Source organism: Paenibacillus sp. FSL R7-0331 (assembly GCF_000758645.1).
Taxonomy (GTDB): Bacteria; Bacillota; Bacilli; order Paenibacillales; family Paenibacillaceae; genus Paenibacillus_AQ; species Paenibacillus_AQ camerounensis.
In genome coordinates, this window is record NZ_CP009284.1 from 5269517 (window position 1) to 5285069 (window position 15553).

Here is a 15553-nt window from a genome sequence, read left to right on the forward strand (position 1 = left end):
AGCGGTTTATTCCTTTTGATATTATAACAAAATCTTTACCGATGCACCTCAATGATGACCGGACCGCTCCTTAGCGGGCGATTTTGTTGCAATATCAAGAAGCTGTTCAAGCGGTTTAGTCCTTTTTGATATTATAACAAAATCTTTACCGATGCACCTCAACGATGACCGGACCGCTCCTTAGCGGGTGATTTTGTTGCAATATCAAGAAGCTGTTCAAGCGGTTTATTCCTTTTGATATTATCACAAAAACATGGGACACGTCATCCTTTTCTCCGATGCATAAAAGCGGCGCGCTCTTCTAAACCTACAGCTATACGATACCTTGAAGGAGCGCAAAATATGTCACGAAAAAATGTAACAGTTGCCGGTCTGCTGACCGCTGCGTTTACCGTCGTCCTGCTTACCTTTCTGCTGCGCCCGTCTGAGGAAGCAAAGCTGAAGCAGGCTGCAATTCCTGCCGTTCCCAATCCCGCACAGGAAAAAACGGTTAAAAAAGCCTCACTCGTGCAGGATGTCAGCGCTACCGATCATTTAAACCGGACGGATGTAAGTAAACATCTGCGGACGATGCTGTCCGAGACCCATGGTGCTTCCCCTCATGATATTTCAGCATATGCCAAGCGCCTGCAGCAGGGACACGGGCATATCACCATGCTGATGTGGATCGATTACCGGACCCGGAAGACCAGCACCTTTAAATCCGGTCTGCCGGAAGGCACCGATCAGGAGAATAAGCAGCTGCTGAAATACCTGGATACAGCAAAAGCCGCAATCAAAGGGCACCAGTCGTACGAATCCCCTTCCTTTATTATCGGCGATAAAAAGTATTACTTTACGGCTCAGCGTGACCGGGAAGGCAATATCGGCGTCATCGCCCTGATCAGCCAGAATATTCTGAACCGTGTAGCCGATCATCAGCTCAAAAACCTGCGGCTGATTCCTTATCCGAAGGAAGGCAAATACCGGGTGGAATCGGTCCATGCCGACACCTTGCAGGATATTACGGTCAAGACCGGACATGACAATGAGAACGCCAGCCATTTTTACGAGAATGAAATTGTTGTGCGGTTCAAGAATGGCCATCCCACCCCTGCACAGCTGCAGACCATAACAGCCGACATCCGCTGCAAAGAGCCGCGTAAGCTGGGTTATGCCTATATTTTCCGTTCAGAAAAAATGAACTACTCGCAGCTCAAAACTTATTTTTCATCCAAATGGAGTCCTGAGTATACTGAGCCGCACTATATGTATTTAACCAATGATACTGTATACGAAAATAACAGCGACGGGGTAATTACGCCGAATGATCTGCTGTTCTCCACCTACCAGTGGAATCTGCCGGCTATTGAAACCGAACAGGGCTGGAAGTTATCCAAGGGCAGCAAGGAAGTGATTGTCGCTGTGGTGGATACCGGTGTCCAGGCTGCACATCCTGATCTGCAGGGCCAGCTGCTGGCCGGATACAACGCCATCTCGAGCGGTTCTGCACCGGACGACGATGTGGGACACGGAACGCATGTAACCGGCATTATAGGGGCTATTATCAACAATGAGGAGGGTGTGGCCGGCATCAGCTGGTACAACAAGATTCTTCCGGTAAAAGCGCTAGACAACTCAGGGGCAGGAACCACCTATTCCGTTGCCGAAGGCATCATCTGGGCTGCCGACAACGGTGCTAAGGTAATCAACCTGAGCCTGGGCAACTATGCCGATTCGCAGTTTTTGCATGATGCCATTAAGTATGCTTATGACCGCGATGTGGTCATTGTCTCAGCTGCGGGGAACGATAATACAGAACGCCCCGGTTATCCGGCTGCCTACGAGGAGGTTATCGCTGTCGCTGCCACCAATTCATACGGCGAGAGAGCGTCTTTCTCCAATTACGGCGATTACATTGATGTTGCCGCTCCCGGTGAAAGCATAGCAAGCACATATCCGGACAACCAGTACGCCGCCCTTTCAGGGACGTCCATGGCTAGTCCGCATGTAGCCGCGCTGGCCGGGCTCATCCGTTCGCTGAATCCGGCTCTAAGCAACAAGGAGGTCATGGAGCTGATGACCGCAAATAGCGTTGACCTTGGAGATGCCGGCCATGACAAATATTACGGCTGGGGCCAGGTTGATATTTATAAGACACTGCAGGCTGCAGGCGGACAGGATGTCCCGCTGCAGCTGTACCCCCAGCATGTCGGCCGGGAGCTGAAGAACATGCAGCAGCACACAGGTACAGCAGATTGAATAATACCGCATCCCGGCAGCTGCCCAGATCATGCTTTGGGGTCAGCTCTAAGATGCTCTGTCAGCAGCTGCAGAAACAGCCTTAGCCCCTGCTCCATATCGTCCTCCGTCATCTGCGAATAGCAGAGCCGGATATGGTGGGAGGCAACCTCGCCGGAGTAACAGACATCGCCCGGCAGAAAAGAAACGCCCGCTTGCTCAGCCTGTGTGCGCAGCTTAACGATTCCCTCTGCCGCAGGCAGCTGCAGCCACAGGTTCAGGCCGCCCTCCGGCACATTCCAGGTCACTCCCGGCGGGGCGTATTGCCGCAGCAGTCTTACTGCCTTCTCCATCCGGCTGCGGAGGGATATCCGCAGCTGCGCTGCATAAGCATCATACCTGCGGGCAATGAACGGCAGCACCGCCCGCTGGTTCAGCAGGGGACTGCCCAGATCGCTGGCCGATTTGGCGGCAATCAGCCTGGAGAGGATATTGCCTCCGGCGGCTACACAGGCAATCCGGCAGCCGGGCGCAATGACTTTGCTGAAGCTTTTCATATAGACTACATGCCCCTCGGTGTCCATTGATTTGATTGGCGGCGGAGGCGGCTTGCGGAAATACAGGTCACTGAACGGATCATCCTCGACAATCAGACAGCGGTAGCTTCTGGCCAATTCCAGCAGCCGCTGTCTTCTTGTCATGCTCATTGTCACACCGCTCGGGTTTTGAAAAGCCGGATTTGTATAAATCACCTTCGGCGGGTGCCTGTCACAAAGTCTTGTCAGCACATCCACCCTCATACCCTCACCGTCCATCGGCACGAAGATCATCTCTGCTCCCCGTCCGGCAAACACATCGATTGCTCCTGTATAGCTTGGAGCCTCCAGGTATACGGTATCTCCGGGACCGACGAAGGTCCTGGCCACCAGATCAATTCCCTGCTGGGAACCGCTCGTAATCATGATATCGGAGGAATGCACGTCTACTCCCCGGCTGTGCAGATGCCGGTGCATGACTTCACGGAGCTCGGCATCCCCCTGAAAATTACCGTACGAAGCCATTAACTCAGGCTGGTCCGTTACAAGTCTGGACATTGTTTTCCCGATAAAGTCCAGCGGAAGCAGCTCTGCGTGAATGGCTGCAAGATGAAACGGATATTTCACGCCTGAGAAGTCAAAATTCCGCCAAAGCTGGGCCCGCGGCAAAAAATCATCATATCCGTCCTGCCACTCCGTGCCGGATTGCTGCCCGAGATGCGGCCTGCGGGCGACAAAGCAGCCTTGTCCCTGGCTGCAGATGATATGGCCGCGGCTTTCCAGATCGTCATAGGCTTTGCTTACCGTAACCTGGCTGACTTTCAGGGAAGCCGCCAGACCGCGGACGGAAGGAAGCCGCGCTCCCGGCTGCAGAAGACCGGAGGTGATACGCTGAGCCAGCGTCTCGCTGATCTGCTGCGGCAGGGATTTGCTGCTGCTGCGGATTAAATCGATATGCATCTGCCTGCCTCCCAACTGTTATATTCGTCGCTTTACTGTTATACCGCTATGCCGTTATGATACAACAAAATTCAACTGCGGGGAGATATATTTCTATGAAGATCCGTTACGCCGGGATGACTCATCATCTCGGATCATCAGCCGTTCGCGACATCCTTAAGGTTACTCAAGGCAAAGATATTATTTCGCTGGCCGGCGGGCTGCCGGCAGAAGAGCTTTTCCCGCTGGAAGCGGTGCGTGATGCTTATAACCGTGCCCTCTCGGGCAGCGCTTCCTCGCTGCAGTACGGGCTTACCGAAGGCTATGCTCCGCTGCGTGAAGCGGTAGCTGCAAGACTTGGGCGTCAGGGCATTCCGGTTCAGGCCGGCGATATGCTGCTTACCACAGGCTCCCAGCAGGCAATCGACCTGTTCTGCAAGGTGCTGCTTGATCCGGGGGATAAGGTGCTGGTTGAAGCTCCGACTTATCTGGCTGCCCTGCAGGTGCTCCACTCCTACCAGGCTGAGCTCATTACAGTAGATAGCGATGAATCGGGGATGCTGCCCGATCATCTGGAGGAGCTGCTGAAGCTGCACCAGCCTAAGGTGCTCTATACCGTTCCTACCTTTAACAATCCATCCGGAAGCAGCTGGAGCAGAGAGCGCCGGGAGCGGACTGTTGAATTATGCCGGCGTTATAATGTACTGATCCTTGAAGATAATCCTTACGGAGAGATTGCATTCGACGAAACTCCCGGCGCCTATCCACCCGCAATGGCAGCCATCGACAGAAATTCCGGTGAAGACCCGTGTGTAGTATACACCGGAACCTTTTCCAAAATTGTCGCACCGGCTCTGCGCACCGGCTGGATCACCGGTCCTTCCGGGCTAATCAGCGTCATCGCCAAAGCTAAACAGGCTGCCGACCTGCACTCCAGCGCTATTGATCAGCGCGCCCTGCATGAACTGCTTCTGCACTTCGACATCGAGGCTCATATCCGCCTCATCTCACGCGAGTACAACGCGCGGATGAAGCTGCTGGCAGGTGAGCTCAGCGGAGAGTGCTGGAAGAATGTCAGCTTCCACGAGCCGCGCGGCGGGATGTTCCTGTGGCTGAAGCTGTCTGAGGGCATAGATACCGCCAAGCTGCTGCCTTTCGCGGTAGAACAGGGCGTTGCCTTCGTGCCGGGAGAGGTGTTCTATGCCGCATCCCCGCTGAGAAATGCCATGCGCCTCAACTTCACCCACACACCGCCTGAGCTGCTGCCGTCTGCTGTACGGCGGCTGGAGAAGGCGCTGGAGAACTACCGGATGTCGGTAGCCGGGGCAGTCGGCACACTGGCTTAAACAGGCTCTGGAGAGGTACTGCTGCTGAGATACTAAGCTGACCTTGAGACACAGCAAGACGGACTTCAATGACACCTTTAACCTCAGTATGCCCCCCGCACGCATATCAAAGAACATAGAAAAGCGGCCCTCCACAGGAGGGCCGCTAGCTTGTCGTATATAAGCTTCATAAGTAGCTATATCAGTCACAATAGGTTGTCAGTTAGGAAAGTTTGCCGTAAGCCGGGTTCTGTGCTCGTTGTGGTTCGTACGGGAACAACCCTCCCACCATAAGCGACAATCATCTATCTAGGCCGTACATTACTGCACAGCTCCAGCGACCAACCTAGACACGCCTCAGGCGAAGGCTGCCCTTCCGGTTAAGGAAGTGCTGTGTCTCATTAGGTCTTGCTCCAGATGGGGTTTACCAGGAACGAAGTCACCAGCGTTCCTCGGGGTCTCTTACACCTCGGTTCCATCCTTGCCTGTGCCGCCCGAAAGCGGCCATCGGCGGTCCATTTCTGTGGCACTATCCTTCGGCTCGCGCCGACTGGACGTTATCCAGCACCCTGCCTTGTGGAGCCCGGACTTTCCTCCCGCGGCAAGCCGCCGGCGATTGTCTGTCAAACTTCCCGAACAACATTGTATATTATACAGACTTGCACCAGCCTGCACAAGTACAAATAAAAGGATTCTAGAGGAATCTGAACGGCTCTGTGCCGATTTCCGAAGCAAAGACTGTTGTATCATACTTATGCCCGGTCAGCTTGCCGCTCATAAACTCCGCTACCTTGAGCTTCATAATCTTCTCGGCATTATGGCCCGGATCAATCAGTGTAATCCCGGCCAGGTAAGCGTCCTGTGCGGTATGGTAATCAATATCACCCGTTACCAGCACATCGGCTCCTTTAAAAATAGCACTGTTATAATACTTAGCCCCCGAGCCGCCCATTACAGCGGCCTTGCGGATTTTGCGGTTCAAGTCGCCGACAACACGGACATGCTCCACGTCCAGTCCTTTTTTGACCGTTTCGATGAATTCCCCGAGTGTTACCGGCTCCTCAAGCTTGCCTACCCGGCCAAGCCCAAAGCTGCGGCCTTTAAGATCCATCGAATAGAGATCATAAGCAACCTCTTCATAAGGATGCGCCTTCAGCATCGCCTGCACCACCTTGTTGCGGACAGACAGCGGCACAATCGTTTCGATGCGGATTTCCTCGGCCCGCTCCATTTTGCCGGCTTCACCGATATAAGGGTCCGAGCCTTCGCGCGGCACAAACGTACCATAGCCCTCTATGTTGAAGCTGCAGTGGCTGTAATTGCCGATCCAGCCCGCACCTGCGTTCAGGATCGCATCCAGTACCTTCTGATGATGGTCCTTTGGAACGAACACGACCAGCTTGGACAGCTGATCCGTATGAATATCCTTGATCGGCGCACCGCCTACAATACCCAGCGCTTCAGCCATCCAGTCATTCATCCCGCCTTCAGCCACATCAAGGTTGGTGTGGCTGATATAGACGGCAATATCGTTTTTAATCAGCTTTTCGTATAGTTTACCCATAGGGGTGTCAGTCTGAATTCCTTTGATCGGCCGGAAAATAATCGCATGATGCGCAATAATCAGATTGCAGCCTTTGGCAACCGCTTCGTCCACGACTGCATCGTTTACATCAAGCGCAACCAGTACACCGGTAATTTCCTTTTGCAGGCTGCCAAGCTGCAAGCCCACATTATCCCATTCCTCTGCCAGATGCTTCGGGGCAAGCTGCTCCATATAGCTGATTACCGTCTGTCCTTTGGCAAACATTCCAGCACCTCCGAAATTCTCTTGATCTGCGTCCGGATTGCATTCCGCTTCTCTTCTGCCGATTCCAGCTCAGAACGGGACAGTGAAGCCAATATTCCCTCCAGCTTGGTGATCTCACCCTGCCATTTGGAAAAGAACACCGCATTCGGTCTCTCCAGCAGCCAAGGACCCATCTGCAGCAGCAGCTCCGGACTCAACACGGCGCCGCCCGGCAGCACACGCTCAAGATACAGCTGCTCATTTGTCAGTCCGAAGGCCTGTCCTTCAGGCAGCGCAGTCAGCACTTCATACGTTTTTCCATCCTCCTCGAGGATATGCTCGGTAGTGACCACCCAGCCGTTATTCAGCAGCCAGCGGCGCAGAATATCCTCGCCGACATTCGGCTGCAGCGCCAGGGTCTTAACACCCTCCAGCTTACCGAGCACCCGGCCGCGTTCAAGAATGGCTGCGATCAGCGATCCGCCCATGCCGGCGATTGTGATACAGTCCGCTTCACCGGGTTCCAGCACTTCCAGGCCGTCACCTCGGCGGACGGCTATTCTTGCGCCTAATCCGGCTTCTGCAACGCCTTTGCGCGCCGCATCATACGGACCGGGATTTACTTCACCGGCAATTGCAGAGACAGCTTTGCCGCTCTCGACAGCAGCTACCGGAAGCAGTGCGTGATCAGAGCCGATATCGGCGAGTCTGCTTCCTTCCGGCACCTGTTCCAGCAGAAGCTGCAGCCGGTCTGATAATTTTACTTTGTTCATGATGCCACCCACGTTATCCATTTTTTTCGGAAAATAAACAGCAGAGCCAGCCCCGCCGCAATCTTCACTATCAGTAACAGCGATACCCAGTCCGGAAAGCCCTCTCTTAGCCACAGCGCATCAACTTCCGGCATTAACCACAATGAAACCCCGACACCCAGATAGACGCCTGACACGCCGCTCACCTTGTGATAGAGCAGCCAGCTCAGCCACACCATGATTACACACAGCGGCAGCCAGAGCAGCTCAAGCTCCAGCATGGACGCCTCAGGACGCATCTGTCCGGAGAATCCGGCATACAGGAGTGCCCAGAAGGCTATTCCGCAGTAATGCAGCAATCCGATCCGCAGCATGAAGCCCAGCGCACTCCAGAGCAGCCCGCACGCGGCTATCAGCAGAGGCCGCCAGAAATCAGGATCAAGGTTATGCAGGGCAATCAGCCACAAGCCGAAGCCGAGTGTCAGGATGCTGCCGACTCCGGCCAGCAGCAGGCTGATGCTCTGGTTCCGGTCCCGGTAAATAGCCGAATACCCGTAACAGACGACTAAGACACATAGTGCCGTTGCAAGTTGCAAAGGCCAGGGAAAAACGCTAAAATAAAGACTAATCATGAAAATCAAGGAAATTATTCCAAAACCAAACAGCCATATTTTGATGCTTCCCTGCTGCAGATTTTGCAGTGACACCGGATTACTGTCCTTGATTTTATCCTCGTCATTATAAAGGTTACTCAGGAAATCACAGTATTGCTCCGGCAGCAGCTTGCTTCTTCTCCAGTATTGAATCTCTTTAATAATGGTCTCACGTTTTTCCAGATTCAACGCCCGATCCCCCATTTCCCCCTGGTGCTTAGGCTGTTCTTAAGCGCAAAGGACCTCCTGCCGCCGTGCAGCAGAAGGTCCGGGTATAGTACATCTATTCGAGGAAATCCTTAAGCCGTTTGCTGCGGCTCGGATGACGCAGCTTGCGCAGCGCCTTGGCTTCGATCTGACGAATCCGCTCACGGGTTACGCCAAATACCTTGCCTACTTCCTCTAGTGTTCTTGTCCGTCCGTCATCCAGACCGAAACGGAGTCTAAGCACGTTCTCTTCACGCTCGGTGAGCGTGTCCAGTACATCCTCCAGCTGTTCCTTCAGCAGCTCATAAGCAGCTGCATCCGCAGGCGCCAGCGCCTCCTGATCCTCAATGAAATCGCCCAGATGCGAGTCATCCTCTTCCCCGATCGGTGTTTCCAGCGATACCGGCTCTTGAGCAATCTTCATGATTTCTCTGACCTTCTCCACGGTCAGTTCCATCTCTGCAGCAATTTCCTCCGGCGACGGCTCGCGTCCCAGTTCCTGCAGCAGCTGGCGGGAGACACGGATCAGCTTGTTGATCGTCTCAACCATATGCACCGGAATACGGATCGTGCGGGCCTGGTCGGCAATTGCACGGGTGATCGCCTGGCGGATCCACCATGTGGCATAGGTACTGAATTTGAAGCCTTTGTTGTGGTCGAACTTTTCAACCGCTTTGATCAGACCCATGTTGCCCTCCTGAATCAGATCCAGGAACAGCATGCCGCGTCCGACATAACGCTTGGCGATACTTACAACGAGACGGAGGTTGGCTTCCGCCAGACGGCGCTTCGCTTCCTCGTCACCGTTCTTGATGCGCATGGCCAGCTCTACTTCATCATCCGCAGAGAGCAGGGGCACACGGCCGATTTCCTTCAGATACATCCGGACAGGGTCGTTAATTTTGATTCCTGGCGGAAGCGACAAGTCGTCGTCAAAGCTGAAATCATCACTATCGTTATTCTCACTGTCCTCCCCCTGACGCAGCGGAGAGCCTTCATCCTCGTTATCATTAACCACTTCAATCCCGTGATCGCTGAGCTGCTCGTAGAACTCCTCCATCTGCTCGGGGTCCTGATCAAACGGCGACAGTTTCTCCATGATATCTTTGTAATTCAGAGATGATCTTTTTTTACCTTGTTCAATAAGCTGGTCCTTAACCTGATCCAGAGTAAATTCTGCTTCCAGTTCAGTATGCTGATCGTTCGCCATAATTCGACTCCCTCCTCCCTAGGTACATCCTGTCAGTTCCTCATTGTCTCTCTAGGGTTATAATCTCACTTGCTATTTGTGCCGCACGCAAAAAGTCACCGGATTTCTCCGCTTGAATCATCTCTTCACGCTTCTGCTCCATCTTGCGCTGTACAGGGTATTTTCTCACTTCACGGATGCAGTCATCCAGAACCTGCGTGTTCCAGTCCGGAGGGGTGTCCATCATGGATATTGCCGTAGCGGTTTTCTCCAGACGGTCATCCTGAAGCGATGATAGAAACCGGCTGATGCCGGGTGGTTTGCCTTGCGCGTAGTAGGCATATAGATAAGCGGCAATTGCCGCATGATCATCGATGTTGAACTCTTCTCCGAGGCGTTCGCCCACATAGGCGGCAGCATCCGGGTCCTGTATCATTAATGACAGCAGTCTCCGTTCTGCAGCATGATAAGCGGGGAGCAAAGCCGGTGTTTGCACCTGCCCTTTTTTATGCCTACCATTATTCCACCTTTTGTCGTTATTATCCCCTTCAGGCATGTTTTTTTGCATCGATGCCCGGAGTAAGTTGCAGTCCTGCTTCAGGCTGTCATAGGACAGCTCCAGCTCGGAGGATATTTCCCGCAAATATACTTCCCGCTCGGTTGAGGATTGCAGGGTGGCAATAATCTGCAGCGCCTCCTTGACATAGGCGATTTTGCCGTCTTCCTCTAGGAGTATATGGTTTTTTTTCAGATATATAAGCTTAAATTTTATGGCTGAGACCGCTGAATCAATGATCCGCTCCATGAAGCTCTCCCCGCCGTGACGGGAGATAAATTCATCAGGGTCCATTCCGCCCGGCAGTACGGCCACCTTCACACGCAGCCCGCTTTCCTCCAGCATCGGGATTGCTTTCAGCGCTGCTGCTTGTCCCGCCTTGTCGCCGTCATAGGAGAGCACAATCTCGTCTCCCAGACTTTTCATCAGTGCTACATGGCTTTCTGTAAGAGACGTGCCCATAGTAGCCACACCGTTATGCACCCCTGCTTCCCAGGCCGAAATGACATCGCCGTATCCTTCAAACAGGACAATTTGCCGCGTTTTGCGGATGGATGCTTTGGACTGGTGCAGATTGTACAAAATCCGGCTTTTGTTAAATATTCTGCTCTCCGCGGAATTCAGATACTTTGGCTGTCCGTCTCCGAGGATTCTTCCGGCAAAAGCAACCACCTTGCCCATCCGGTTCGCAATCGGAAAAATGATCCGTCCGCGGAAGCGGTCAATGTAGCCTTTGCCTTCACCTCTGGCAGACAGCAGCCCGCCCTTTTCCATTTCAGCAAGATCAAACCCGCGTTTTTCCAGGAATTGCAGCAGCGTATCCCAGCGGTCCGGAGCAAACCCGATCTGAAACTGGTCAATCATTTTGTCGCTGAAGTTCCGGGATCTCAAATAATTCATTGCGGCTGTGCCGTATTCCGTATTCTTCAGCAGAAAATGATAAAACTTTGCCGACAATTCATAAGCTGAAATCAGCCGGTCCCGTTCAGGATCCGGGGGAGACAGTGTTCCGCCCTTACCCTCGGGAACAGCAATATCACTTTCTTCCGCCATTATTCTGACTGCTTCGGGGAAGGAGAGTCCTTCGATTTCCATCCTGAATTTGATGGCATTTCCGCCCATGCCGCAGCCAAAGCAATGAAATACTCCCCGGTCAGGGGTTACTGTGAAGGAAGGGGATTTCTCCGAGTGGAACGGGCAGAGGCCCCATAAATATTTCCCCTGCTTGGTGAGATGGACAACCTTGCTGACGGTTTCTACAATATCATGCCGCGCCAGCACGCTCTCGATAACTTCTTCCGGAATATTACCGTGTCCGCTTGCCACTTTTAGCCACCTTCATCTCTTATACAAATAAATATAATTCGCTATAGCTGCACATTCTCCTGCAAAAGTGTTAAAAGTTTTGTCAGTTTATGTTGAAAAAGATTTTTCTCCTCGGCGGTGATCGCTTTTGGCCCTTTGGAATACTGTCCGCGCCTGCGTTCCACTGCTCTGGCATGCCTGCCTTCCAGCATAAAATCCATCTTGGAATCCTCATATTCCTGTCCGCGGTTCGACAGCACCCGGCAGCGTTTGCCCAGCGCCAATGCAGCCAGACCGTAATCCTGGGTAACCACGATATCCCCGGCAATAATATGATTGGCGATATAAAGATCGGCGCTGTCTGCTCCGCGGTCAACCTGAACTACCGTAACACCCTCTTCCGCCTGAAGCACATGATCATAGGAAGAGACCATGAGAACAGGTACGCCAAAGGTATGGGCGCAGGCGATAATTTCTTTTTTGACCGGACAAGCGTCCCCGTCGACTACAATTTTCATTCTTTGGGACTTTTCCATTGCCACCACCAGGTTCCTGTGTAATATATATACGCTTTACGCAAACCGAAATCCTTCTTTCGATAAAGCATAAATACGGAACGGATGTCAACTTACGCATTGGCACCGTTCCGTATATTTATACCCCAAACCATCGATCTATACCATAGTTCACACAAAATCACAACATTTTTTAGGCGAACGGCTTAAAAAAGTGATTCTACAGCAAATGAATTACCACACCAGCTTGCCGAAATCGGCAAAGGACCGGGAGTCCGCATCCACACCTGCCAGCAGCGCAAGACGGTTCGAACGGATTTGCTCGTCCTCAGCCATGACCATTACGGAATCAAAGAATCCGGTGACGGCATCCTTCAGACCGGACAGAATCCGGAGTGCTTCAGCGGCATCACGGGCTGATAGTGCTTGCTGGTACGGCTCATGAATACCCTGCCATGTCTCATACAGCTTCACTTCGGCATTTTCCTTCAGCAGAGAAGGCTGGATAGCGACACCCTCTGCAGCTTTGGCTGCCAAATTACTGACGCGGGTCAGGGAATCAACGGTAATTTTAAAATCATCCTGAGTACTTACAGCTTCTGTAAGCGCACGGCTTCTGCCGACAACATCTACGATATCGTCAAATCCTGCAGCCGTCACAGCTTCTACGACATCGTAGCGGATATTGTCGTCAGACAACAGGCGCTTCACACGAAGGCCGAAGAACTCGTACAGGTTATTACGCAGTTCAGGGGCAAAATGTTTCTCTCCGCGCAAACTTTCATGTACTTCCACTGCCGCAGTGAAAATTTCCTGCAAGCTGACAGGCAGCTTATGCTCCAGCAGCATCTGCACAATTCCTGCTGCCTGACGGCGCAGTGCGTAAGGGTCCTGGGAGCCGGTCGGGATTACTCCAATGGAAAAGCTTCCGACGATCGTATCAATTTTATCGGCCAGGCTGACCACCAGCCCTGCTTCAGTCGATGGCACGCTGTCTCCGGCAAAACGCGGCTGGTAGTGCTCGAAGATTCCTTTTGCCACATTCTCGGCTTCTCCGGCTTTGCGGGCGTAGTCCTCACCCATCGTACCCTGCAGCTCAGGGAATTCACCTACCATTTGCGTTACCAGATCGAATTTGCAGATGTCTGCAGTACGGCTGACTTCTGCAGCAGCAGCGGGAGAGAGTCCAAGTTTAGCGGCAAGACGGTCAGCAATAGCCCGTATTCTGCGTACTTTGTCGCCGATGCTTCCCAGCTCCACCTGATAGACGATCGATTCCAGCTTAGCCAGAGCATCGCTGATCTGCAGCTTCTGGTCTTCCTCATAGAAGAACTTGGCATCCGACAGGCGGGCGCGCAGTACCTTCTCATTTCCTTTTGCAATGACATCAAGCGACTCGGCATTACCGTTACGCACCGTTACAAAGAACGGAAGCAGCTTGCCCGCACTGTCCAGTACAGGGAAATAACGCTGATGCTCACGCATCGAGGTAATCAGCACATCCTGGGGAATATTGAGGAAAGATTCATCGAAGGTGCCGAACAGGACCGTCGGTGTCTCCACCAGGAACAGAACCTCCTCCAGCAGATCTTCTTTAATCGCGATAGTCCATTCTTTGTCTGCCGCCAGCTTGTTGATCTGGTTCAGAATCAGCTCTTCGCGTTCCTTCACATCCACCAGTACATGCTGCGCACGCAGCGCTTCAACATAATCTGCCGGCTGGGCAATGACGGTCTCTGTACCCAGGAAACGGTGTCCGCGGCTCACATTACCTGCTTTAACACCGGTAATTTCCAGATTAATAATCTCCTGGCCGAACAATGCTACCAGCCAGCGGATCGGACGGACAAATTTGAAATCATACGCGCCCCAGCGCATATTTTTTGGAAATGTCATCGCGTTCACAATACCGGTAAGCCCCTCACTAAGCAGGGAGGAAGTTTCAACACCGTCACTGTTCTTGGTCGCATAGATGTATTCAACGCCTGCCAGCTCTTTGAAGGTAAATTGTTCAGGCTCTACTCCCTGGCTGCGGGCAAAACCAAGCGCCGCCTTGCTCCAGTCACCGTTTGCATCAAGTGCGATTTTACGCGAAGGGCCTTTTACCTCTTCACTGACATCGGCCTGCTTCTCGGCAGCATCCTTTACCAGTACAGACAGTCTGCGCGGTGTGGCATAAGCCGTTACTCCGCCGTGCTCAATGCGTGAAGCTTCCAGCCATTTGGCCGTTCTCTCCTGAAGCTGCTCCATCGCCGCCCGGATAAAGCGGGCCGGAATTTCCTCAAGTCCGATCTCGAACAAAATATCTTTAGACATGCTCAGCACCCTCTTTCTTCAGCAGCGGGAAGCCCAGCTTCTCGCGTTCCTCCATATACGTCGCAGCAACGGTACGGGCCAGATTGCGCACTCTTGTAATAAAGCCGGTCCGTTCCGTTACACTGATCGCTCCGCGCGCATCCAAAAGGTTGAAGGTATGCGAGCATTTCAGCACATAATCATAGGCCGGGAATACCAGATGGTCATCCATCGCTCTGCGCGCTTCCTGTTCGTAAGTGTTAAACAGGGTAAAGAGCATCTGCACATCCGATACTTCAAAAGTATACGTGGAATGCTCGACCTCGGGCTGATGGAACACATCCCCGTAAGTCACTCCGTCTACCCACTCCAGGTCGAACACATTTTCCTTTTCCTGAATGTAGGAAGCCAGACGCTCCATACCGTAAGTAATTTCAACAGCTACCGGACTGGTCTCAATTCCGCCGACCTGCTGGAAGTAAGTGAACTGCGTGATTTCCATTCCGTCCAGCCACACTTCCCAGCCAAGGCCTGCACAGCCCAGCGACGGATTCTCCCAGTTATCTTCAACAAAACGGATGTCATGCAAAAGAGGATCTACTCCCAGCGCCTTCAGACTGTCCAGATATAGCTCCTGAATGTTGTCCGGCGAAGGCTTGATAATGACCTGGAACTGGTGATGCTGGTACAAACGGTTTGGATTCTCGCCATAACGGCCGTCCGACGGGCGGCGGGAAGGCTCCACATAAGCTACCTTCCAAGGCTCTGGTCCCAGTGAGCGCAAAAACGTCATAGGGTTCATCGTTCCCGCCCCTTTTTCCGTATCGTACGGCTGGACGAGAATACAATTCTGTTCTGCCCAGAACTGCTGCAGCGTTAAGATCATCTGCTGAAAATTCATACTACCGACTCCTTCGCTTTACAAGTTTGTTGGCATTGCTGCCGTAAGGCTTTTTACTGTGCCGCGATGGAGGCGGCGTTCTTCTATGCTGCAGTACCGGGACAGATCCCTGATACTGCATGCAAAAAAGCTCCCGCCCCCATGCCTGATAATCCAGACATAGGGACGAGAGCTTAACATATACTCCCGCGGTTCCACCCTACTTGATTACGTACCGCATTGCCGGCTGCTATATGCACCGCTGCAACACGAATAGACGAAACCCACTTTTCATTCTGCCGAATCCGTACTCCCGGGTGCCTTGTTCATGAACCTTGTGCTACCGGGCTTCCACTCCCCCCGGCTCGCTTAAGCAGCAAATGCGTTCATTA

General features: G+C 52.8%; 11 protein-coding genes and 1 other RNA gene. 2 read left to right on the forward strand and 10 right to left on the reverse strand.

From position 1 onward, the window contains the following. Nucleotides 1-342 precede the first annotated feature (342 nt). Complete coding sequence (locus R70331_RS22745; RefSeq protein ID WP_042179381.1) at nt 343-2241, forward strand: S8 family peptidase; 1899 nt, start codon at nt 343-345, stop codon at nt 2239-2241. A gap of 29 nt (nt 2242-2270) precedes the next feature. On the opposite strand, the gene pdxR is transcribed toward R70331_RS22745, so the two are convergent. Continuing rightward, nucleotides 2271-3716: a MocR-like pyridoxine biosynthesis transcription factor PdxR gene (gene pdxR / locus R70331_RS22750; protein ID WP_042179383.1), complete on the reverse strand. Its 1446-nt coding sequence runs from the start codon at nt 3714-3716 to the stop codon at nt 2271-2273. Nucleotides 3717-3811: 95 nt separating this feature from the next. On the opposite strand from pdxR, the gene R70331_RS22755 reads away from it, so the two are divergent. Continuing rightward, nucleotides 3812-5041: an aminotransferase-like domain-containing protein gene (locus tag R70331_RS22755; RefSeq protein WP_042179386.1), complete on the forward strand. Its 1230-nt coding sequence runs from the start codon at nt 3812-3814 to the stop codon at nt 5039-5041. A gap of 203 nt (nt 5042-5244) precedes the next feature. Here R70331_RS22755 and rnpB read toward each other — a convergent pair. The 9 genes from rnpB to glyQ form a co-directional block, all read right to left on the reverse strand. Further along, nucleotides 5245-5652, reverse strand: an RNA gene (gene rnpB / locus R70331_RS30870) — RNase P RNA component class A. A gap of 62 nt (nt 5653-5714) precedes the next feature. Next, nucleotides 5715-6830, reverse strand: coding sequence for a Nif3-like dinuclear metal center hexameric protein (locus R70331_RS22760; RefSeq protein WP_042179388.1), 1116 nt, complete (start codon nt 6828-6830; stop codon nt 5715-5717). Further along, on the reverse strand, nt 6806-7582 hold the full coding sequence (locus R70331_RS22765; protein WP_042179391.1) for a tRNA (adenine(22)-N(1))-methyltransferase: 777 nt from the start codon (nt 7580-7582) through the stop codon (nt 6806-6808). The genes R70331_RS22760 and R70331_RS22765 overlap by 25 nt, the downstream gene beginning before the upstream one ends. Further along, a complete protein-coding gene (locus R70331_RS22770) occupies nt 7579-8403 on the reverse strand; it encodes a hypothetical protein (RefSeq protein ID WP_042179392.1) in 825 nt (274 codons plus the stop codon). The genes R70331_RS22765 and R70331_RS22770 overlap by 4 nt, the downstream gene beginning before the upstream one ends. 94 nt (nt 8404-8497) lie before the next feature. Then, the gene (rpoD, locus tag R70331_RS22775) at nt 8498-9631 is read right to left on the reverse strand and encodes an RNA polymerase sigma factor RpoD (protein WP_042179394.1); all 1134 of its coding nucleotides are present in this window, start codon (nt 9629-9631) and stop codon (nt 8498-8500) included. A 40-nt stretch (nt 9632-9671) separates the two neighbouring features. After that, nucleotides 9672-11492: a DNA primase gene (gene dnaG, locus R70331_RS22780; RefSeq protein ID WP_042179396.1), complete on the reverse strand. Its 1821-nt coding sequence runs from the start codon at nt 11490-11492 to the stop codon at nt 9672-9674. A 41-nt stretch (nt 11493-11533) separates the two neighbouring features. Then, nucleotides 11534-12007 carry a YaiI/YqxD family protein gene (locus R70331_RS22785; protein ID WP_197071359.1) on the reverse strand — a complete coding sequence of 158 codons (474 nt, stop codon included), beginning with the start codon at nt 12005-12007 and terminating at the stop codon, nt 11534-11536. A gap of 213 nt (nt 12008-12220) precedes the next feature. Beyond that, nucleotides 12221-14302, reverse strand: coding sequence for a glycine--tRNA ligase subunit beta (gene glyS, locus R70331_RS22790; RefSeq protein ID WP_042179400.1), 2082 nt, complete (start codon nt 14300-14302; stop codon nt 12221-12223). Continuing rightward, nucleotides 14295-15182 carry a glycine--tRNA ligase subunit alpha gene (glyQ, locus tag R70331_RS22795; protein ID WP_042179402.1) on the reverse strand — a complete coding sequence of 296 codons (888 nt, stop codon included), beginning with the start codon at nt 15180-15182 and terminating at the stop codon, nt 14295-14297. The genes glyS and glyQ overlap by 8 nt, the downstream gene beginning before the upstream one ends. Nucleotides 15183-15553: the final 371 nt, after the last annotated feature.

What these genes read in the sequence shown, in the direction of transcription:
- R70331_RS22745 (WP_042179381.1), top strand. Translation starts at nt 343, where the DNA reads ATGTCACGAAAAAATGTAACAGTTGCCGGTCTGCTGACCGCTGCGTTT.
- pdxR (WP_042179383.1), bottom strand. Translation starts at nt 3,716, where the DNA reads ATGCATATCGATTTAATCCGCAGCAGCAGCAAATCCCTGCCGCAGCAG.
- R70331_RS22755 (WP_042179386.1), top strand. Translation starts at nt 3,812, where the DNA reads ATGAAGATCCGTTACGCCGGGATGACTCATCATCTCGGATCATCAGCC.
- R70331_RS22760 (WP_042179388.1), bottom strand. Translation starts at nt 6,830, where the DNA reads ATGTTTGCCAAAGGACAGACGGTAATCAGCTATATGGAGCAGCTTGCC.
- R70331_RS22765 (WP_042179391.1), bottom strand. Translation starts at nt 7,582, where the DNA reads ATGAACAAAGTAAAATTATCAGACCGGCTGCAGCTTCTGCTGGAACAG.
- rpoD (WP_042179394.1), bottom strand. Translation starts at nt 9,631, where the DNA reads ATGGCGAACGATCAGCATACTGAACTGGAAGCAGAATTTACTCTGGAT.
- R70331_RS22785 (WP_197071359.1), bottom strand. Translation starts at nt 12,007, where the DNA reads ATGGAAAAGTCCCAAAGAATGAAAATTGTAGTCGACGGGGACGCTTGT.
- glyS (WP_042179400.1), bottom strand. Translation starts at nt 14,302, where the DNA reads ATGTCTAAAGATATTTTGTTCGAGATCGGACTTGAGGAAATTCCGGCC.
- glyQ (WP_042179402.1), bottom strand. Translation starts at nt 15,182, where the DNA reads ATGAATTTTCAGCAGATGATCTTAACGCTGCAGCAGTTCTGGGCAGAA.